We start from the raw sequence: 19,312 nt of genomic DNA on the forward strand, positions 1-19,312 counted from the left end.
CGGTCAGGCCTGCAGCACCTTGCCCGGGTTCATCAGGCCGTGCGGATCCAGCGCGCGCTTGATCCGCCGCATCAGGGCCAGTTCGACCGCGCTCTTGTAACGCGGCAGTTCGTCGCGCTTGAGCTGGCCCACGCCGTGCTCGGCGCTGATGGAACCGGCGTGCGCGTGCACGCTGTCATGCACCACGCCGTAGATGTCGCTTTGCAGCGCCAGCAATTCGGTCTCGGTCTGGCCTGGCGCGTTGGCCACGTTGTAGTGCAGGTTGCCATCGCCCAGGTGGCCGAAGATCACGTGGCGCACGCCGGGAAAACGCGCCTGCAGCAGCGCATTGGTGTGGTGCACGAAGCCGGCGATGGCGGAAATCGGGATCGACACGTCGTGCTTGACCGACTTGCCCAGCTCGGCCTCGGCCAGCGGGATGCTTTCGCGCAGGTGCCACAGTGCCTTGCTCTGCGCGACGTTGGCGGCGATGGCCGCGTCGTTCACCAGGCCGGCCTCGATCGCCTCGCCCAGCACCGTCTCGAAGCGTTCGCGCGCATGCGTTTCGCTTTCGCTGTCCGACAGTTCCAGCAGCGCGAACCAGGGCGAGGCGGCGGAGTCGCCTTCGAACGGCAGGCGCTGCTGCGGGAACAGCCGCACCACGGCCTGCAGGCAATGGCCGCTCATCAATTCGAAGCCGGTCAGCGCGGCGCCGAAGCCGGCGCGGGCGCGTGACAGCAGCTCGACCGCGTTGTCTATGCTGTCCAGCGTCAGCAACGCGGTGCAGGAGGCCACCGGCCGCGGGAAAAGCTTGAGCGTGGCGGCGGTGATGACGCCCAGCGTGCCCTCGCTGCCGATATAGAGGTCGCGCAGATCGTAGCCGGTGTTGTCCTTGCGCAGGCCGCGCAGGCCGTTCCAGATCTCGCCCTCGGCGGTGACCACCTCGAGCCCCAGGGCCAGGTCGCGCGTGTTGCCGTAGCGCAGCACCTGGGTGCCGCCGGCGTTGGTGGCGAGGTTGCCGCCGATGGTGCAGCTGCCTTCGGCGGCAAGGCTGAGGGGGAACAGCCGGTCGGCGTCGGCCGCGGCCTGTTGCACCGCCTGCAGGATGCAGCCCGCTTCCACCGTGATGGTGTCGTTGTCGGTATCGAGCGCGCGGACGCGGTTCAGGCGGGCGGTCGACAGCACCACCGCGCTGCCCGAGTCATCCGGCGTGGCGCCGCCACAGAGGCCGGTATTGCCGCCCTGCGGCACTACCGGCACGCCATGGCCGGCGCACAGCTTGATGGCATCGGCCACCTCCTGCGTCGAACCGGGACGGATCACCGCCAACGCCACGCCACGATAGCGGCGGCGCCAGTCCAGCGCGAACGGCTCGGCATCGGCGCCGGTCAGCACATGGGACTCGCCCAGGAGGGATTGCAATTCGCTCAGCAAGGTCATAGGCGCCGCACGGTGGGGCGCGCCGGGCCGCGCCCGGGCGCAGTTCAAGGGAGGTGCGGACTATTGTAGAGGCAGCTCGGCCGCGCCGGTTGCGCTAGCGTGCTGTCCAACAGCACACTAGCCCACGGCCTGGTCCAGGCGCGTGCCGGTCAGGCCGGTGCAGTAGGCGCGCGAGGCGATGCGGTTCATCAGGAACGCGCGATCGACGCCGGCCGGACCCGGCATTTCGGACAGGGCGCGATAGGCGCGCCGCAAGGCTTCGCCGCGGGTGGCGCCGCAGACCAGCAGGTGCGTGCAAGGCATATGGCGGTCGGCGCAACCGTCGATGCGCACCTCCAGCGCGTGCGCCGCGACCGGTTCGAAGTCGGCCACCGCGGCGCCCGAACGCGGCCGCGATTCCGCAAGGATCACGCGGAACACCCCGGTGCGATCGTCCAGCGAAAAGGCCACCGTACCCATGCCCTGCCAGGCGCGATCCCGCGCCACGCTGGCCGCGATCGCGCGCAGGGCGCTCTCGACCGAGGCCGGCAGATGCGGAGCCGGACATTCGGCGATCAGCACGCGGGCATCGCGCCAGACACAGCGCTCCCAGGCCCGGCCGGTCGCCAGCTCGCCCTCGGGTGAGATGAATACGTGAATGTCGAGCCGGCGTTCCCGCCCGGCCGCCGGGCCGGCGAAGTCCGTGGGCGGCCTGCGCCTGGCGCCGCCCGATGACGTGACTGTGGATACTTTGGCTCTCATGGGCCCCTCCGGTCTTTCTGCTTGCCTGACTAGCGTATCACCTTCGGATGGCGAGCAAGTTCCATGCCAGCGGGATGCCCCTGCCGACGCCGGCTTCGGGCCCCATGCCAACGCACCGCCACGGCGCGCCGCCGCCGGCGCGGCGCACCAGGCTGGGGCGGGCGCGACGCAAGCCCCTGGACGCCCTACGCCACTGGCGGGATGATGCATCCGGCGCCGATAGGGGATAATCCCATTTTGCGCCCCATTTTGGCCGGCTCGTCCGCCGCCGGGGCATGCCAGCGCAACCCGTCACCCAAGGAGCCGTCGTGGCCGACAACTCGCAATTCCCCGCCGCCGTCTTCAAGGCCTATGACATCCGCGGCACCGTCCCCGACCTGATCGACGCCCGCTTTGCGCGAGCCCTGGGCGCGGCGCTGGCCGCGACCGCGCGCGAACAGGGCGTGCAGACACTGGTGGTGGGCCGTGATGGCCGTCTCAGCAGCGACATGCTGTCGCAGGCACTGCAGGAAGGCATGCTGGAAGGCGGCGTCGACACAGTCGATATCGGACAGGTTCCCACGCCCCTTGTGTATTTCGCCGCGCACACGCTGCAGACCGGCTCCGGCGTCGCCATCACGGGCAGCCACAATCCGCCCAAGTACAACGGCTTCAAGATGATGATGGGCGGACGCGCGCTGTATGGCGAAGACGTGCAGGCCCTGGCGCGCCGCATGAACGGCGGCACCGACGCGCCCGCGCCGCGCCCCGGGGTGCGGCGCGAACTGGACCTGGTGGCGGCCTATATCGCGCGGATCGCATCCGGGGTGAAACTGGCCCGCCCCATGAAGATCGCGGTCGACTGCGGCAACGGCGTGGCGGGTGCGATCGCGCCGCAATTGTTCCGCGCCCTGGGTTGCGAGGTCACGGAGCTGTTCTGCGAGGTCGACGGCACCTTTCCCAACCACCATCCCGATCCGGCCGAGCCCAAGAACCTGCAGGACCTGATCCGCTGCCTGGCCACCACCGACTGCGAACTGGGCCTGGCCTTCGACGGCGATGGCGACCGCCTCGGCGTGGTGACCAAATCCGGCCAGATCATCTGGCCCGACCGCCAGCTGGTGCTGTTCGCCCGCGATGTGCTCGAGCGCAACCCCGGCGCCACCATCATCTACGACGTCAAGTGCAGCCGCCACGTCGGCCTGTCGGTCGAAGCCGCGGGCGGCGAGCCGCTGATGTGGAAGACCGGCCACTCGCTGGTCAAGGCCAAGCTGGCCGAAACCGGCGCGCCGCTGGCCGGCGAGATGAGCGGCCACATCTTCTTCAAGGAGCGCTGGTACGGCTTTGACGACGGCCTGTACACCGGCGCCCGCCTGCTGGAAATCGTATCGCGCTTCAGCGATGCCGGCGCGCCCTTGGAGGCCCTGCCGCAGGACGTGTCCACGCCCGAGTTGAAGCTTGAAATGGAGGAAGGCCAGCCCTTCACGCTGGTGCAGGCGCTGCAGGAGCAGGGCCAGTTTCCCGGCGCCACGCGCGTGGTCACCATCGACGGCGTGCGCGCCGAGTATCCCGACGGCTTCGGCCTGGCGCGGCCGTCCAACACCACGCCAGTCGTGGTGCTGCGCTTCGAAGCGCAGACCGCCGAGGCATTGGCCCGCATCCAGGGCGATTTCCGGCGGGAACTGGCTAAACTGGCGCCCGACGCCACCCTGCCCTTCTAGATCGCCGATGTCTTTGCCCAATAGTCCAGCCTGGCGGCGCTTCGCCGCCGCGGCCAAATCCGCCGACCTGCGCGGCGAGCAACTGCGCCTGATCAACGCCCCCGGGTTGCGCCTGGACTTGAGCGCGCAGGCGTATTCCCCCGCGCTGCAAGAAGCGGCGGCCGCCTTGCTGGCACAACAGGGGTTCGATGCCGCGCGCGCGCGGCTGTTCGATGGCGGCGACGCCAACTGGACTGAACAACGCCCGGCCTGGCACACCGCCCTGCGCGCGCCGCAGCCGCCGGCCATGGTTGCGGCCGCCGTATTGGCCGAACGCGAGCGCGTGCGCCAATTCGTGCGCGATGCCGATGCCGCCAACCGCTACAGCTGCATCCTGCACCTGGGTATCGGCGGTAGCGACTGGGGGCCCCGCTTGATCACCCGCGCACTGCGCTACGGCGGGGCGCGTCGCGAGGTGCGCTTCGCCTCGAACGTCGACTCCCATTCGGTCGCCGACGCCATGAGCCGGCTGGATCCCCACGACACGCTGGTCATCGTCGCCTCCAAGTCCTTCACCACCACCGAGCCGCTGGCCAATGCCGAAGTCGCCATGAACTGGCTGCGCGACGCCGGCGTGGCCGATCCGATCAAGCAAGTGGTGGCGATCACCGCCAACGTCGAGGCCGCACTCAATCTGGGCATCTCGCCCGACCATATTTTCCAGATCTGGGACTGGGTCGGCGGCCGCTATTCGCTGTGGTCCGCCATCGGCCTGCCGGTCGCGCTGGCGATGGGCAACGATACCTTCGACCAGTTGCTGGCCGGCGCCGCCGCCATGGACGAACACTTCCGCCACGCCCCGCTGGCCGAAAACGCCCCGCTGCAACTGGCCTTGGCCGGCGTCGTCAACCGCAGCGTGCTGGGCTTCGACTCGCTGGTCATCTCGCCCTACGATTCGCGGCTTTACCACATCGTGCCCTGGGCCCAGCAACTCGAAATGGAATCGCTCGGCAAGGTCGCGACCGCCGACGGCAGCCCGGCGGGCGTGCCGACCGGCCCCGCCGTCTGGGGCATGTCGGGCACCGATTGCCAGCACACTTTCTTCCAGTGGCTGCACCAGGACACCGCCGGCGCGCCCGTCGATTTCATCCTGTGCGAGCAGCCCGACCACGCCTATGCGCGCCACCACGAACTGTTGATCGCCAATTGCCTGGCGCAGCGCGCGGCGCTGTTGCGCGGCAAGTCGTTCGACGAAGCGCTGGCCGAAACTTCCCGCACCGAAGCCGATCCGGCTCGCGCGCGGCTCCTGGCGCAGCACAAGGTGCACCCCGGCGGACGGCCATCCTCGCTGATCGTGCTGCCGCACCTCGAGGCCTACACCCTGGGCGCCCTGCTGGCGCTGTACGAGCACAAGGTATTCACGCAGGGCGTCATCTGGGGCATCAATCCGTTCGACCAATGGGGCGTCGAGTTCGGCAAGGCCCTGGCCAAGAACATCATCCGCGAACTGGACGCGCCGGCGCAGCAGGTGGCGCCGCAGGATCCGTCCACCCGCTTCTGGATCGACACGATCGCCCGGCGTTCCTGACGCCATCGGCACGCCGGGGGTGCCGCCGATGTGCCCGGGTGTGCCGTTGGCGAGTCGACGAAAACCGCCGGGCACGGTCCCGCCAGGGCCGCTCTGGACAGGATGCGGCGACGGGCGAATAATGGCCCGTCGTCCTACCCGGAGCGTCCCATGCGCATGCCTGTCCGCCGCACCGCACGATTCCTGGCCGCCCTCGCCTTGTGCGGCGCGGCCGGCGCACAGGCCGAGACCATCGCCACTGGCATGGTGGCCGCGGCCAACCCCCTGGCGGCCGCCGCCGGACTCGACGCCCTCAAGCGCGGCGGCAGCGTGGTGGACGCAGCCATCGCGGTACAGATGGTATTGACCGTGGTCGAGCCGCAATCGTCCGGATTGGGCGGCGGCACGCTGATGCTGGTGTGGGACCAGGACGGTGGCACCTTGTCCGCCCTGGACGGGCTGGCCGCGGCGCCGGCGCGCACCACCGCCAGCCTGCGCACCGACGTCGACGGCGCCACCCTGCCGCTCAAGGACGTGGCGCGCCTGGGCCGCCCGGTCGGCGTACCCGGCACCGTTCGCGTCATGGCGCTGGCGCACCAGCGCCACGGAAAACTGCCGTGGGCCAGCCTGTTCCAGGCTGGCATCCGCAGCGCCGAAGACGGCTTTCCGATGTCGCCCTACCTGCACGACAGCCTGCAACGGCTGCCGCAACTGGCCGAGAACCCCGCGATCCGCAATGTGTTCTATGACGCCCGCGGGCAGGTGCTGCCGGTCGGCGCAACGGTCCGCAATCCACTGCTGGCGGACGCGCTGCGCAAGGTCGCCGCCGATCCGGATGCAATCAACCATGGCGTGCTCACCGCCGATGTCCTGGCCGCCATCGGCGCGGGCAAGTATCCCAGCCTGATCCAGGCCGCCGACCTGGCGGCCTACCGCCCGGTCGAACGCACGCCGATCTGCGGCCCCTTCCTGTCCTGGAAGGTCTGCACCTTTCCGCCCCCCAGCTTCGGCGGTGTATCGGTGCTGCAGCAACTGGGCATGCTGGCCGCCCACCGCATCGACACACTGGCTCCCGGCTCCGCCGCCGCCGACCACCTGTTGATCGATACCGCGCGCATCGCCCGCGCCGACCGCCTGGCCTATATCGGCGACCCGGCACAGGTCAAGGCGCCGGTGCGCCAGCTGATCGCGCCCGGCTACGTGCGCGAACGCGCCGCCCTGCTATCCGGCAAGGCGGTCACGGGCCCGCGCCCGGGGGTGTTCGCCGGCGTGCCGGCGCCGGCCGGCGCCGACGCGCCGGGCACCACCGAAACCAGCCAGGTCGCTATCGTCGACGCGCGCGGCAATGCGTTGTCGATGACCACCACCATCAACCTGAACTTCGGCTCATGGCTGATGCCGCACGGTTTCTTCCTGAACAACGCCCTGACCAATTTCTCGTCGGCCCACGGCAAGGGCGCGCCCAACGCCATGGCGCCGAACAAGCGGCCAGTGACGTCGATGGCGCCCACCATGGTGTTCGATAGCGATGGCAGGCTGGCGCTGGTGACCGGATCGGCCGGCGGCGGCTATATCGTCGACTACATCGCCCAGGCCGTGGTCGGCATCCTGGCCTGGGGGCTGCGCCCCGCCGACGCGCTGGCGCTGCCGCACGTCGCCGGCAACAGCGGCCGCAGCCAGGTGGAAAAGGGCCGAGTGGCGACCGATACCATCGCGCGATTGGCCGCCCGCGGCCACAAGCTCGAGCAGGTCGACATGAAAAGCGGCGCCGCCGCGATACGCGTGACGCCGCAAGGCCTCGATGGCGCCGCCGATCCGCGCCGCGACGGCGCGGCCTTGGGCCATTGAGCCGGACTCAGGCGCTCAGCGTGTCATACAGGTCCACGTGGATACGGGCCACGCGCTCGATATTGAATTCGCGTTCGGCCAGCGCCCTGCCCGCCGCCCCCATGGCCTGGCGCTGCGTCGCATCGCCCGCCAACCGCGCGATGGCGTCGGCCAGCGCCTGCGGGTCGCGCACCGGCACCAGCAACCCGGTCTTGCCCGGGTCAATGGCATCGCGGCAGCCCGGCACGTCGGTCGTGACCACGGCCCGGCCGCAGGCAGCCGCTTCGATCAGCGATTTGGGCAACCCTTCGCGATAGGAAGGCAGCACCGCGATATGCGAGTCCGCGTACAGTTGCGGCACGTCGGCGCGTTCGCCCAGCGCCTGGACGCATCCTTCGCGCTGCCAGGCTTCGACCTCGGCCGGCGTGGCGGAAGCCGGATTGCCGGCATCCACGCCGCCCACCAGCCGCATCGTCACGGGCACGCCACGCTCGCGCAACAGGCGCGCGGCCTGCACGAATTCCTGCACGCCCTTGTCGCGCAACAAGCGCGCCACCATCGTCACCACCACCGGCGGCGCCGGCGGTTCGGGCAGCGCCCGGCACAAGTCCAGATCGACGCCGGCCCCGCGGATGAGCACCACCTGCTCATCGCGCACCGCGCCCAATGACTTGAGCAGATCGCGGTCAGCGCCATTCTGGAAGATCACCCGACTATTGCGATGGCCCAGCGCCAGGCGGTACAACCGCGCCACCACGGCGCGCACCAGGCGCATCTTCAACGAGTTCGACAGGAACACGAAGCCCAGCCCGGAAATCGCGGCCACCATGCCCGGCACACGCGCCAGCCGCGCGGCGATGCCGCCATACAGCACCGGCTTGATGGTCACCAGGTGCACTACCTGTGGCCGCAAGCGCCGGAACAGTCGCAGCAGCGCCAGCAAAGTGCCCAGTTCCTGCAACGGATGCTTGCCGCTGCGCGTCATCGGAATGGCATGATGGGTCATGCCCAGCGCCTCGATGTCGGCGACCGCGGGGCCATCCATCGTCGCCACGTGCACGTCGTATCCAGCGCGCTGCGCGGCCAGCGCCACGGGTACCCGGTGCGACATGAAGAACGCCGGGTTGTTGACCACGAACAGCAAACGACGGGCCGCGCTCATGCCGGGCCTCCGGAAAGGCGGCGCCACACCGCGGTATAGCTTTGCACCATGCGTCCCAGGTCGAAGTTCTCCAGCACCCGGGCGCGGCCCGCCTCGCCGGCGCGGCCCTGGCCGCGCGACGCCACGTCGCGCAGCGCGGTCTCGATGCCGCGCGCCAATGCCTCGGGCTGTTCGGGGGGCACCACCACACCGGTGTCTCCGATGATATAGGCGGCGTCGCCCACGTCGGTCGCCACGCAATAGACGCCGCAAGCCATGGCCTCGGCCACGACGTTGGGAAATCCTTCGGCGCAGCTCGACAGCACGTGCAGGTCCAGGCCATTCATCACGGCGGGCACCTCATCGCTGGGGCCGGCCAGCACCAGGCGTTCCCGCAGGCCGAGCTTGTCGACCAGCGCCATCAGCTCCGGATTGTCGGCCGTCATGCCGCGCCCCACCAGCACGCAGCGCAGCCCCGCGTCGCGTCCATCGCGCACCAGCGCGGCCACGGCGCGCAACAGATTGCCGTGGTCCTTCAAGGGATCCCAGCGCGCCACGCAGCCGATCACCGGCACATCGCCGTCCAGGCCCCATTGGGCGCGCACGCGCGCGCGCGCGGCCGCGTCGGGCGCATAGCGCGACAAGTCGTAGCCGTTCGGGATCACCACCATGCGGTCGCGGCGATAGCCCTTTGCGGCATGGCGCTCCGCCGCGTCCTGCGCCGCGCACACGATCGCGCCGGGCAGCACGCCCGACAGCAGCGCGCAGGCGCGCAGCACCATGCGGGCGGAGCGGCTGCTGCGCTCGAGGTGGGCGCCGGAATTGCGAATGCCCCAGGCGACGGCGCGCACGCCCGCCAGGCGGGCCGCCAGGCCGCCGATCAGGTCGGCGTGGTACATCCAGGTCTGCACCGCGCAAGGCCTGGCGCCGGCGATCAGGCGACGCAGGCCCATGAAGCCCCGCAGCGTGATGCGGCCGCGCGGCATGCCGAGCGTATGCACGGTGATGCCGGCGGCCCGCAGCCGCTCGCCATAGAGGCCGTCGTCGGTCAGCGACACCACGATGTGCTCGACGTCCTGTCCGGGGAAGGTGGCCAGCCGCCACAGCACGGATTCGGCGCCGCCCTGGCCCAGGCCGGTGATCACGTGCACGACGCGCAATGCGGCGGCGCTCATCGCCCTTCCCTCACGGCCTCGAACAACTGGTCCCATTCGGCCAGCACGCTGGCCAGCGCATAGCGCTGGCGCACTGCGTCGGCGCCGCGCTCGCCCAGCTGCCGGCGCAATCCCGCGTCGCCCAGCAGGCGGCGCAGCGCCTCGCGCAAGGCATCGCGATTGCCGGCCGGCACCAGCAGGGCGTCCTGGCCATCGCGCGTCATCTCGCGCGGACCGCTGGGGCAGTCGAAGGCGGCGCAGGGCAGGCCCAGCGCCATCGCTTCCAGGAGCACATTGGGAAAACCTTCCACCAGCGAACTGAGCACGAAGGCCTGGCCCTGAGCCAGTTCTTCCCAGGGCGCTTCGGTGCGGCCCGGCAGGCTGACCCGCTCGCGCAGCCCCAGGCGCTCGACCTGGCGTTCCAGCGCGCCGCGCTCGGGGCCTTCGCCCCAGATACGCAGGTTCCAATCCGGGAACTCGGGCGCCAGCTGCGCGAACACGTCGATCAACAGATCGAACTGCTTGTCCGTCACCAGCCGTCCCATCGCCAGCAAGGTGCGCGGCCCGGCGTCTTCACGCTGGACGACCCGCGGCGCATCCAGCAACGGCGCGGGCAGCGGATTGGGAATCACCGCCAGGCGCTTGATGCCCGGCACCTGCCGCGAGAACGGGCCGGCCGTATCGGCCGCCTGCACCGTGACCATGTCGGCGCGTGGATACAGCAGGCGGCGCAGCCTGCGCCAGACCGTGCCCGTGGTGGTCTCGGCCACCGGGTTGGTGCGCTCGCAGACGATCAAAGGGGCGCGCAGGCCGCGGGTGGCCAGAATGGCGGCCACGTTGACGTTGGTCAGGAACGACACCACCACGTCGGGCGCGGTATCGCGGATATGCCTGCGCAGGGCCAGCAGGCGCTTGAACGCGGCCATCGGCCCCGACACGCGCGTGCCCGCCAGGTCCGCCAGCCAGTCCAATTTGACCTTGTCCGACAGCGGGTAGAAGCAGGTGCCCTTGGACGAATAGGTCGGCGTCAGGGTGACGTCGTCACCGCGTTCGGCCCACGCGTTGACCAGCGTGGCGGCCACGCGCTCGGCGCCCCCGGCATGCATGGAACTGACCAGCATCAGTATCTTCATTCGTCAGCGACTCCCAACCGTTCCTCCCTGTTCAGCGCCCGCGCGATAGCGGTCCAGCCAGGCCTGCATCATCAGCACCCCCCACAGGTGGCTGTCCCAATTGCGATGTCCGGACACGTGCTCGCGCCACTTGCGCAGGATGGGCTCGGGCTCGAACCAGCCTTCCTGGCGCAGGCGTGCCGGGTCCAGCAGCGCTTCGGCCCAGTCGCGCAGCGGTCCGCGCAGCCAGGCCGCCAGCGGCACCGCAAAGCCGCGCTTGGGCCGGTCCACCAGCGCCTGCGGCACATGGCGGTACAGCACCTGCCGCAACAGCCACTTGCCGGTGGCGCCGCGCACCTTGTAGTGGTGCGGCAGGCTCCAGGCGAATTCATAGACGCGGTGATCGATCAACGGCACGCGGGTTTCCAGGCTCACCGCCATGGCGGCGCGATCGACCTTGACCAGGATGTCGTCCGGCAGGTAGGTCACGGTATCGAGCTTCATCATGGACTCGAAGGTGGACCCGCGCATCGCCCGCGCGAATTCGGACACCGGCTCCACGCCGCCCTTGACCACCCGGGCCGGATCCGACCAGTACGACACGAACAGGCGGTAGAAATCGCCGCGCGAGTCGGCGCGCAGCAGCTCGCCCAGCTTGCCGACCTTGCCGCGCCAGGCGCCGCGTCCCGGCAGATGGGTCGAGGCGCTGAGCAGCGCGCCGGCCGGCGTACGCAGCAGCGACGGAATGCGTTCGCACTTCTGCCACCAGTTGTTGACGCGGAAATAGCGCGAATAGCCGCCGAAGAGCTCATCGCCGCCGTCGCCGGACAAGGCCACCGTGACATGCTGGCGCGCCATGCGCGTCACCAGCGAGGTCGGGATCTGCGATGAATCGGCGAACGGCTCGTCGTACATGTCGGCCAGGCCGGGCACGACCGCCAGCGCATCTTCCGCGGTGACGTAAAGCTCGGTATGGTCGGTGCCCAGGTGCGTCGCAACCGCCTTGGCGTGTTGCGCCTCGTCGTAGCCCTTTTCATGGAAGCCGATGGCGAAGGTGCGCACCGGTTGCGAACTCTGGGCCTGCATCAGCGAGACGATGGTGGACGAATCGATGCCGCCCGACAGGAAGGCGCCCAGGGCCACGTCCGACAGCATCTGGCCGCCCACGGCCTTGGACAGCACGCCTTCCAGCGCATCGGTCGCCTGCGCGTCCGAGTCGAACGACAGCAACGATTGCGCCGCGGTATCGGCCGCTTCCCGCGCCGACCAGTACACGCGGGGCTCGGGCATGCGGCGGCTGCGGGTGTCATCGGCGGTGAACTCGATCCAGGTGCCCGGGGGCAGCTTGGCGATGCCTTCGTAGATGGATTGCGGCGCCGGAATGTAGTTGTGCCGCATGAACGACGCCAACGCGTTGCGGTTCAGGTTGCGACCGAATCCGGGAATCGGCGTCAGCCCCTTGAGTTCCGAGGCGAACACCAGCTCGGCGCCGGAATAACCGTAGTACAGCGGTTTTTCGCCCATGCGGTCGCGCGCCAGCACCAGTTTGCGCGAGGCGCGGTCCCACAGGGCGATGGCGAACATGCCGACCGCCGCTTGCAGCGTGGCTTCGATGCCCAGCGCGGTGAAGCCGGCCAGCAGCGTCTCGGTATCGGAATGGCCGCGCCAGGACGGCGCCAGGCCCGATGCCTCGAGCTGCTGGCGCATGTCCATGTGGTTGTAGATCTCGCCGTTGAACACCATGACGTAGCGGCCGCAGGCCGACACCATCGGCTGGTGGCCGGCCTCGGTCAGGTCCTGGATCGCCAGGCGCACGTGCGCCAGCGCCAGTTCGGCGCCGGTGTCTTCCCAGAAGCCATTGCTGTCCGGCCCGCGGTGGCGGATGCGGCGGCAGCTTTCCGCCAGCACTTGCGCCTTATCGCCCAGGGGGCCCCAAATTCCGACAATTCCACACATGATTTCAGGTTCTCGTGGTCACCGCAGCAACGGTGTGGCGCGCGGCCTAGCGGCCCGATCCGCGCACACCGTCAAAAAGTTCTTCCCATAGGCCCAGCACCCGCTCGGCGGAAAAGCGCTCGCGCACCGCCGTGGCCGCCTCGGCCATGCGCAGGCGGACGGCCTCGTCGCCCATCACCGCACCCAGCTCGCGGCACAGCGCGTCGACATCGCCGTTGGGCCGCACCAGCACGCCGTCCACCCCTTCGCGCACGATTTCGCGCGGCCCGGTATCGCAATCGAATGCCACCGCGGCCAGCCCGCTGGCCATCGATTCCAGCAGCGTATTGGACAGCCCCTCGAAGCGCGACGTCAGCACGTACAGGTCGGCGCTCTGGTACCAATCGCCCACGTTGCCCGCGCGCCCCGGCAGGCTGACCCGGTCCTGCAGGCCGGCCTCTCGCACCTGCGCTTGCAGCGCGCGGCGTTCGCCGCCCTCGCCCAGGATAACCAGATCCCAGTCCGGATGCGACGGGGCCAGCCGGGCATATGCCTGCAGCAGCAGGTCGAAGCCCTTGTCCGCGTGCAGCCGCCCCACCGCCAGCAGGCGCCGGCGGCCATCGTTCGAAGCCGGCGCCAGCACGGGTTCGCCCTTGGGCAACGGCCAATGCACCGGGTTGGGGATCACCGCCAGCCGCGATCCCGGCACATGCTGTTCGATCCATTGCGCGGTGCCGCGGGTCAGGGCCACCACGCGCGCGGCGCGGGGATAGGTCAGGCGGCGCAGGCGCTGCCAGAAGCCCGACAAAGTCTGCGACGGCGGATGGGTATGTTCCGTGGCGATGACGCGGCACGCCAGGCCGGTGGACGCCAGTACCGACAGCACGGACGCCGTGGTCATCATGCCCAGCACGATATCGGGCCGGAACGCCTTGATCACGCGCCGCAGCGCGCGCACCCGCTGCACATTGCTCCAGATGCCGCGCAGCCCGCCGCCCTCGCCCGCGGTATGCAGCACCTCGCGCCGCACCTTGGGGTGCAGCGTGTAGACATCGCCGTCGGCGCTCGCCTGCGTCACCACCATGACCTCGCGCCCCATGCCGGCCCAATGCGCGCTCAGGTCGGCGGCGACCCGTTCGGCGCCGCCGCCGTGCAGCGAATGGATGAACAGCAGCACGCGCAACGGGCGGCCGGAGTCGGAAGCGGCGGGCATTCAGTCGGCCTCTTTGGGTTCGGCGCGGCGCAGGGCCACCACCAGGTAGCAGGCATAGGACAGCACGTACATCAGGCTGGTGGCCAGCATGATGCCGGCGGCCCCCATCCGGGGCGCCAGGACGGTGTTGAGCGCCGCCTTCAGCGCAAAATTCCCGACCGCGATGGCGGCCATGATGCGATAGCGGTTCTGGCTGGCCAGCAGTTGCACCAGGATCAGAACGCCGAAATAGAACGGCAACTGCAGCAGGCCCCAGCGCAGCACGTGCGCCACGGCCTCGGTGTTCTCGGCGGTGAAGGCGCCACGCTGGAACAACACCGATACGCCCCACGGCGCCAGCACCCAGCCCACCGCCACCGCGGCGGCGCCCGCCGCCACCATCAGCACCGACCATTTCAGCGCCATGCCGCGCGCGCGCGCCGTGTCGCCGCGTGCCTGCACGTCGGCCAGCACCGGCAGCGCCGCGCGGCCCACCGACACCGCGCCGATGCCCAGCAACAGCGACAGCAGCCGGCTGGCGTAGCCCAGCGTGGCGTTGGCATTGGCGCCCAGGTTGGCGGCGGCGTATTGGTCCAGCGGGCCGACGAAGCTCATGGCCACCTGGCCGATCAGCATCACGCCGGCGGCGCTCATCAGTTCGGGCCAGTGCGGCGATTGCAGGGTCAGCCTGGGCGCGCCCCAGAAACCGCCGTCGGCGCGCGCCGCCAGCCAGGCCAGCCAAACGGTCTGGATCGCGTAGCCGACCAGCGTGCCCCACAGCAGCGGCCCGACGCTCTCGGCGCTGGCCGCCAGCATCACCCATGCCAAGGTGGCCACGGCCGGCACGCTGTCCAGCAAGGTATTGACGTGACGCTCGTGCGAGCGCAGCCGCGCGGCGCTGATGCCGGCGACGAGCAGCAACGCCGCCACCGGCGCGAAGGCCAGCAGCAGCTCGCCGGTCATCTCGCCGACGCGCGCCGACAGGCCTTGCCCCAGCGCGCCAAGCACGTGGGGCCAGGCGAACCAGGTCAGCGCGGCCAGCGCAACACCCCCCGCCGCCACCCAGCCCTGCAACTCACGGATGAACTGCTCGCGTTCGGCGTCCTCGGCGCGGCGCAGCCGCACCAGCACCGGAATCAGCACCACCGACAGCACGCCCACGATGGTGACCGGCAGCCAGGTGGCCATGGTCATCGTGAACTGGTAGGCGTCGACGGCGTCGCTGACGCCGTAGCGGTACGCCACCGCCATCTCCTTGATGGCGCCGGCGGCCTTGCCCAGCAGCAGGAACACCGCCACCCGGAACGCGCCTTTGAAGATGCGCTGGTGGTCCGGGTGGATGCTGCCGAGTTTGCGGATAAGTGCTTTCAAATCAACGCAGGAATTGCGTGTACCAGGGCATCGCCACTTCCAGGCCCTGCAGCACCGTGTGCGTGGGCTGGTAGCCCAGCAGGCGGCCGGCCTTGCTGACGTCCGCCTGCGAATGGCGCACGTCGCCGGCGCGGAAGTCGGCGTAGACCGGCTTCTTGGCATAAGCCACGCCCTGGTTGCCCAGCGCCTTCACGAGGAATTCGAACAGCTGGTTCAGGGTGCTGCGGCCGCTGACCGCCACGTTGTACACCTGGTTGCGGCCCTCGGCCGGCGCCATGGCGGCCAGGATGTTGGCCTGCACAGCGTTGTCGACGAAGCAGAAATCGCGGCTGGTCTCGCCATCGCCGTTGATGGTGACGTCCTCGCCCTGAATCATGGCGGCGGTCCACTTCGGGATCACGGCCGCATAGGCGCCGTTGGGATCCTGGCGCTTGCCGAACACGTTGAAATAGCGCAACCCCACGGTTTCGAAACCGTAGGAGCGCGCGAACACGTCGGCGTACAACTCATTGACGAACTTGGTCACGGCGTATGGCGAGAGCGGTTTGCCGATGTTCTCCTCAACCTTCGGCAAGGCCGGGTGGTCGCCGTAGGTCGAGCTGGAAGCCGCATACACGAATGACTTCACGCCGGCATCGCGCGCCGCCACCAGCATATTCAGAAAGCCGCCGATGTTCACCTCGTTGGTGGTGATCGGGTCCTTGAGCGAACGCGGCACCGAACCCAGGGCAGCCTGATGCAGCACGAAGTCCACGCCCTGCACCGCGCGGCGGCAGGCATCCAGGTCACGGATGTCCCCCTCGATGAAGGTCAGCCGCGCCCACTGCTCGGGCGTGACGGAGGCCTTCACTTCGTCCAGGTTGTGCTGATGGCCGGTGGCGAAGTTGTCCAGGCCGGTGACGGTCTGGTTCAACTTCAGCAGCGTTTCCAGCAGGTTGGAGCCGATGAAGCCGGCGCAGCCGGTCACCAGCCATTTGCGCGGCGCGGCGGCCAGTTCCTGGGTGACGGTCTCGAAGCGTGTAGTCATGCAACGTCCTCCTTACAGGCGCAGATCGGATTCGGCGGGCGACAACACGTACTTCAGGTCATAAAGAATGTGTTCCGGCTTGCCCAGCTTGCGGATGCCGGCGGCACCCAGGTCTGCGAATTGATGGTGCGCGACGCCCAGGATCACGGCGTCGTACTTGCCTTCCTCGAGTTTGGCGACCGGCGTGATGCCGTATTCGTGCACGGCTTCTTCCGCGTCGACCCAGGGATCGTATACGTCGACTTCAACGTTGTAGTCGCCCAATTCCTTGACGATGTCGACGATGCGGGTGTTGCGCAGGTCGGGGCAGTTTTCCTTGAACGCCAGGCCCATCACCAGCACGCGCGCGCCCTGCACGTGGATGCGGCGCTTGGTCATGGCCTTGACCAGCTGCGACACCACGTAGCCGCCCATCGAGTCGTTCAGGCGGCGGCCCGCCAGGATGATCTCGGGGTGGTAGCCGATCGACTGCGCCTTGTGCGTCAGGTAGTACGGATCGACGCCGATGCAGTGCCCGCCCACCAGGCCCGGGCGGAACGGCAGGAAGTTCCACTTGGTGCCGGCGGCCTGCAGCACCGCTTCGGTGTCGATGCCCATCTTGTTGAAGATCAGCGCCAGTTCGTTGATCAGGGCGATGTTGACGTCGCGCTGGGTGTTCTCGATCACCTTGGCCGCTTCGGCCACGCGGATGCTGGAGGCCTTGTGAGTGCCGGCGGTGATGATCTGCTTGTAGAGCTGGTCGACCAGTTCGGCCACTTCCGGCGTCGAACCCGAGGTGACCTTCTTGATGGTGCTGACGCGGTGAGCCTTGTCGCCCGGGTTGATACGCTCGGGACTGTAGCCGGCATAGAAATCGACGTTGAACTTCAGGCCCGACACGCGCTCCAGCACGGGCACGCAGTCTTCCTCGGTGGCGCCGGGGTAGACGGTCGATTCGTAGATGACGATGTCGCCGCGCTTGAGCACCGCGCCGATGGTCTCGCTGGCCTTGACCAGCGGCGTCAGGTCGGGCTGCTTGTATTCATCGATCGGCGTCGGCACGGTGACGATGAAGACGTTGGCCTGACCCAGCTCGGCGCGGTCGGCGGTATAGGTCAGTTGCTTGGCTTCGGCCAGTTCGGCGTCGCTGACTTCCAGCGTGTGATCGTGTCCGGCCTTCAGCGCCTCGATGCGGCGCGTGTTGATGTCGAAGCCGATGACCGAGCGCTTCTTGCCGAATTCCACCGCCAGCGGCAGGCCGACATAGCCCAGGCCGACGACTGCGAGTTTCACATCCTGAATACGCAACATAACTCTCCCTTTGCCGTAAGACGATTACGGCATTTTAAATATGGTCGGGGTGATGGATAACCGAGCCCCCGGCGGTGATCACCGGGGCGCCCAAAACTTAGTCTGCCCGCAGCACGGATGGCAGCAGCAGCCATCCCGGACGGCGCCAGGAGACCAGCCGCGCATACAGCCAGATGTAGACGCTGGCGAACACCACCAGGCTGGCGCTGAGCACCCAGGCGTTGTCCCACCAGATGGTGGCCGGCACCAGGCCGATCAGGGCCAGCACCCACATGTAGGGCGACGCCAGGGCGTTGCACAACGCCGGCACCGCGTGGCGACGGCCGCGGCTGAAGGTGACGCGCACCAGGCGGCGAAAGACCAGTTGGTGCAGGTGCAGGGCGTCCGGCTGGTCCACCGGCACGCCGCGCTTGAAGCGGCGGCGCCAGATGGAAAAGCCGGTTTCGAATACGGGGTAGAACAACACCGCCAACGCGTAGAACGGCGACACCGACGGATTGCGCACGACCAGCAGCACGGCCAGTTCAGCCAGCATGAAACCGAGGAAATACGCGCCCCCGTCGCCCAGGAAAACGCGCCCGAACGGGAAATTCCACACCAGGAAGCCGAGCGTCGCCGACGCCAGCGCCGCCGCGACCATGAAGATCGGCACATCGCCCACTTGCAGCGCCACCAGGCTGATGGACACCGCCATCAGCGTGGCGATCATGCCGGCCAGGCCGTTCATGCCGTCGACGATGTTCAGGGCATGGGTACAGCCACCCACGGCGAACATGGTGAAAATCAGGGAAACGGGCCAATACGACAGGACGTAGTCCACGGGCGCCATGCCGACCCGGCTGACGCCGCCCAGCAGCCACCAGGCGATCGCGGCCGACGCGAAGGCGGCCAGCAGGCGCTTGCTCGCGCCGATATCCTTGGTGATGTCTTCGAGCAGGCCCGCCACGAATACGGGCAACGCCGACACGAACAAGGCCGGCCACAGCCAGGTCAGGGTCATGTTGTCGGGGCCGAGCACCAACAGGCCCATGAGCGTGCCCGCCAGCACGGCCAGTCCGCCCACGCGGGGCGTGGCGCGAGAGTGATTCGCTTGCGGTTTGTTCAGATCGCTGTCGCCGGTGAAGGCGCCATGCCAGCGCTCCGACGCCACGATGAGTCCCCCCACCATGAACGCGACCACGCAAATGTACAGCCAGGTCACTGGGTCACCTCGGGTTGGTCTATCGAGACAGGCCCGCCATTATCAATGGCAGGTGTAACGCCCATATATGGGAGGGATAAGGAAGTGCAATTCACCGGGACAGAACGTAACGTCCGCGCTCCGGACCCGTGCACAAGCCAAACCCCGTTATGACGGGGCCGGGCAGTAACGCGACCGCAGACGCGCGGAAAGACCGAATTCATGAATCGATTGTAGAGCTTTCCGCCTCGACACACGCGAAATATCCAAGGGAAAACACGGAGACGATGGTGAAGCGATTTCCGCGGGTTACGGCCACCCGCCGGCGGGATCACTCGCCGAGGCCCCGAACAAAAAAGGGACAGTTCAAATGCGCTCAAAAAAAAGCCCGAGATCGTGAGATCTCGGGCTAAATCCACCAAAGGAGGAGGGTGGAGGAGACAACCGTGGCATGTTGGGAGCGTTTCGCTCGCCGCGCTGTCGGGGTTTGCACCGCGCCGACTGCGTTTCAACATCCGATGAGATGCATAGTATCGGTTTTTTTTGTGCGTTGCAAGAATTTTTTTAGAGCCGCCGCGTTGTCCGATGTTGCGTTGCATTTTTGCCGCAACGTCCCGCCCTCCTCCCCGGAAAGCCGCACCCGGCAATGCGTTGCAAAAATGGAGGGTTATTGCCGA

Annotated in this window: 14 protein-coding genes; 3 read left to right on the plus strand and 11 right to left on the minus strand. The window is 68.5% G+C overall.

What is annotated here, in order from left to right:
* Nucleotides 1–3: 3 nt before the first annotated feature.
* Complete coding sequence (locus tag AT699_RS26610) at nucleotides 4–1,419, minus strand: FAD-binding oxidoreductase (protein WP_024070417.1); 1,416 nt, start codon at nucleotides 1,417–1,419, stop codon at nucleotides 4–6.
* A gap of 117 nt (nucleotides 1,420–1,536) precedes the next feature.
* Nucleotides 1,537–2,160: a BPTD_3102 family carboxylase-like protein gene (locus AT699_RS26615; protein ID WP_006385901.1), complete on the minus strand. Its 624-nt coding sequence runs from the start codon at nucleotides 2,158–2,160 to the stop codon at nucleotides 1,537–1,539.
* Between the two features lie 275 nt (nucleotides 2,161–2,435).
* Here AT699_RS26615 and AT699_RS26620 point away from each other — a divergent pair, with 275 nt between their 5' ends.
* The 3 genes from AT699_RS26620 to AT699_RS26630 all read left to right on the plus strand — a co-directional run bounded on the left by AT699_RS26620 (nucleotide 2,436) and on the right by AT699_RS26630 (nucleotide 7,254).
* Nucleotides 2,436–3,860, plus strand: coding sequence for a phosphomannomutase/phosphoglucomutase (locus AT699_RS26620; RefSeq protein ID WP_054442659.1), 1,425 nt, complete (start codon nucleotides 2,436–2,438; stop codon nucleotides 3,858–3,860).
* 7 nt (nucleotides 3,861–3,867) lie between these two features.
* Complete coding sequence (gene pgi, locus AT699_RS26625) at nucleotides 3,868–5,427, plus strand: glucose-6-phosphate isomerase (RefSeq protein WP_006385899.1); 1,560 nt, start codon at nucleotides 3,868–3,870, stop codon at nucleotides 5,425–5,427.
* A gap of 150 nt (nucleotides 5,428–5,577) precedes the next feature.
* Nucleotides 5,578–7,254, plus strand: a complete 1,677-nt coding sequence (locus AT699_RS26630; RefSeq protein WP_024070420.1) for a gamma-glutamyltransferase family protein — start codon at nucleotides 5,578–5,580, stop codon at nucleotides 7,252–7,254.
* A gap of 7 nt (nucleotides 7,255–7,261) precedes the next feature.
* Here the strand turns inward: AT699_RS26630 and AT699_RS26635 are convergent, their stop codons facing one another.
* The 9 genes from AT699_RS26635 to AT699_RS26675 form a co-directional block, all read right to left on the minus strand.
* On the minus strand, nucleotides 7,262–8,395 hold the full coding sequence (locus tag AT699_RS26635; RefSeq protein WP_006385897.1) for a glycosyltransferase family 4 protein: 1,134 nt from the start codon (nucleotides 8,393–8,395) through the stop codon (nucleotides 7,262–7,264).
* Nucleotides 8,392–9,549, minus strand: a complete 1,158-nt coding sequence (locus tag AT699_RS26640; protein ID WP_024070421.1) for a glycosyltransferase family 4 protein — start codon at nucleotides 9,547–9,549, stop codon at nucleotides 8,392–8,394. The genes AT699_RS26635 and AT699_RS26640 overlap by 4 nt, the downstream gene beginning before the upstream one ends.
* A complete protein-coding gene (locus AT699_RS26645; RefSeq protein ID WP_006385895.1) occupies nucleotides 9,546–10,661 on the minus strand; it encodes a glycosyltransferase family 4 protein in 1,116 nt (371 codons plus the stop codon). Before AT699_RS26645 ends, AT699_RS26640 begins: the two co-directional genes overlap by 4 nt.
* 3 nt (nucleotides 10,662–10,664) lie before the next feature.
* A complete protein-coding gene (gene asnB / locus AT699_RS26650) occupies nucleotides 10,665–12,596 on the minus strand; it encodes an asparagine synthase (glutamine-hydrolyzing) (protein WP_006385894.1) in 1,932 nt (643 codons plus the stop codon).
* A gap of 46 nt (nucleotides 12,597–12,642) precedes the next feature.
* The gene (locus tag AT699_RS26655; protein ID WP_024070423.1) at nucleotides 12,643–13,788 is read right to left on the minus strand and encodes a glycosyltransferase family 4 protein; all 1,146 of its coding nucleotides are present in this window, start codon (nucleotides 13,786–13,788) and stop codon (nucleotides 12,643–12,645) included.
* Nucleotides 13,789–15,138: a murein biosynthesis integral membrane protein MurJ gene (murJ, locus tag AT699_RS26660; protein WP_024070424.1), complete on the minus strand. Its 1,350-nt coding sequence runs from the start codon at nucleotides 15,136–15,138 to the stop codon at nucleotides 13,789–13,791.
* A 1-nt stretch (nucleotide 15,139) separates the two neighbouring features.
* Entirely contained in the window at nucleotides 15,140–16,165 is a 1,026-nt protein-coding gene (locus AT699_RS26665; RefSeq protein ID WP_024070425.1) for an SDR family oxidoreductase, read from the minus strand.
* 12 nt (nucleotides 16,166–16,177) lie between these two features.
* Complete coding sequence (gene tviB / locus AT699_RS26670) at nucleotides 16,178–17,455, minus strand: Vi polysaccharide biosynthesis UDP-N-acetylglucosamine C-6 dehydrogenase TviB (protein ID WP_006385889.1); 1,278 nt, start codon at nucleotides 17,453–17,455, stop codon at nucleotides 16,178–16,180.
* Between the two features lie 97 nt (nucleotides 17,456–17,552).
* A complete protein-coding gene (locus tag AT699_RS26675; RefSeq protein ID WP_006385888.1) occupies nucleotides 17,553–18,656 on the minus strand; it encodes an MraY family glycosyltransferase in 1,104 nt (367 codons plus the stop codon).
* Nucleotides 18,657–19,312: the final 656 nt, after the last annotated feature.

Origin of the sequence: Achromobacter xylosoxidans (genome assembly GCF_001457475.1) — a bacterium.
GTDB classification, from domain to species: domain Bacteria; phylum Pseudomonadota; class Gammaproteobacteria; order Burkholderiales; family Burkholderiaceae_B; genus Achromobacter; species Achromobacter xylosoxidans.

Bases quoted from the DNA above. Each gene is read 5' to 3' on its own strand.
- AT699_RS26655 (WP_024070423.1), bottom strand. From the start codon at position 13,788: ATGCCCGCCGCTTCCGACTCCGGCCGCCCGTTGCGCGTGCTGCTGTTC.
- AT699_RS26640 (WP_024070421.1), bottom strand. From the start codon at position 9,549: ATGAGCGCCGCCGCATTGCGCGTCGTGCACGTGATCACCGGCCTGGGC.
- AT699_RS26615 (WP_006385901.1), bottom strand. From the start codon at position 2,160: ATGAGAGCCAAAGTATCCACAGTCACGTCATCGGGCGGCGCCAGGCGC.
- AT699_RS26630 (WP_024070420.1), top strand. From the start codon at position 5,578: ATGCGCATGCCTGTCCGCCGCACCGCACGATTCCTGGCCGCCCTCGCC.
- tviB (WP_006385889.1), bottom strand. From the start codon at position 17,455: ATGTTGCGTATTCAGGATGTGAAACTCGCAGTCGTCGGCCTGGGCTAT.
- pgi (WP_006385899.1), top strand. From the start codon at position 3,868: ATGTCTTTGCCCAATAGTCCAGCCTGGCGGCGCTTCGCCGCCGCGGCC.
- AT699_RS26610 (WP_024070417.1), bottom strand. From the start codon at position 1,419: ATGACCTTGCTGAGCGAATTGCAATCCCTCCTGGGCGAGTCCCATGTG.
- AT699_RS26665 (WP_024070425.1), bottom strand. From the start codon at position 16,165: ATGACTACACGCTTCGAGACCGTCACCCAGGAACTGGCCGCCGCGCCG.
- AT699_RS26635 (WP_006385897.1), bottom strand. From the start codon at position 8,395: ATGAGCGCGGCCCGTCGTTTGCTGTTCGTGGTCAACAACCCGGCGTTC.
- asnB (WP_006385894.1), bottom strand. From the start codon at position 12,596: ATGTGTGGAATTGTCGGAATTTGGGGCCCCCTGGGCGATAAGGCGCAA.
- AT699_RS26620 (WP_054442659.1), top strand. From the start codon at position 2,436: ATGCCAGCGCAACCCGTCACCCAAGGAGCCGTCGTGGCCGACAACTCG.
- AT699_RS26645 (WP_006385895.1), bottom strand. From the start codon at position 10,661: ATGAAGATACTGATGCTGGTCAGTTCCATGCATGCCGGGGGCGCCGAG.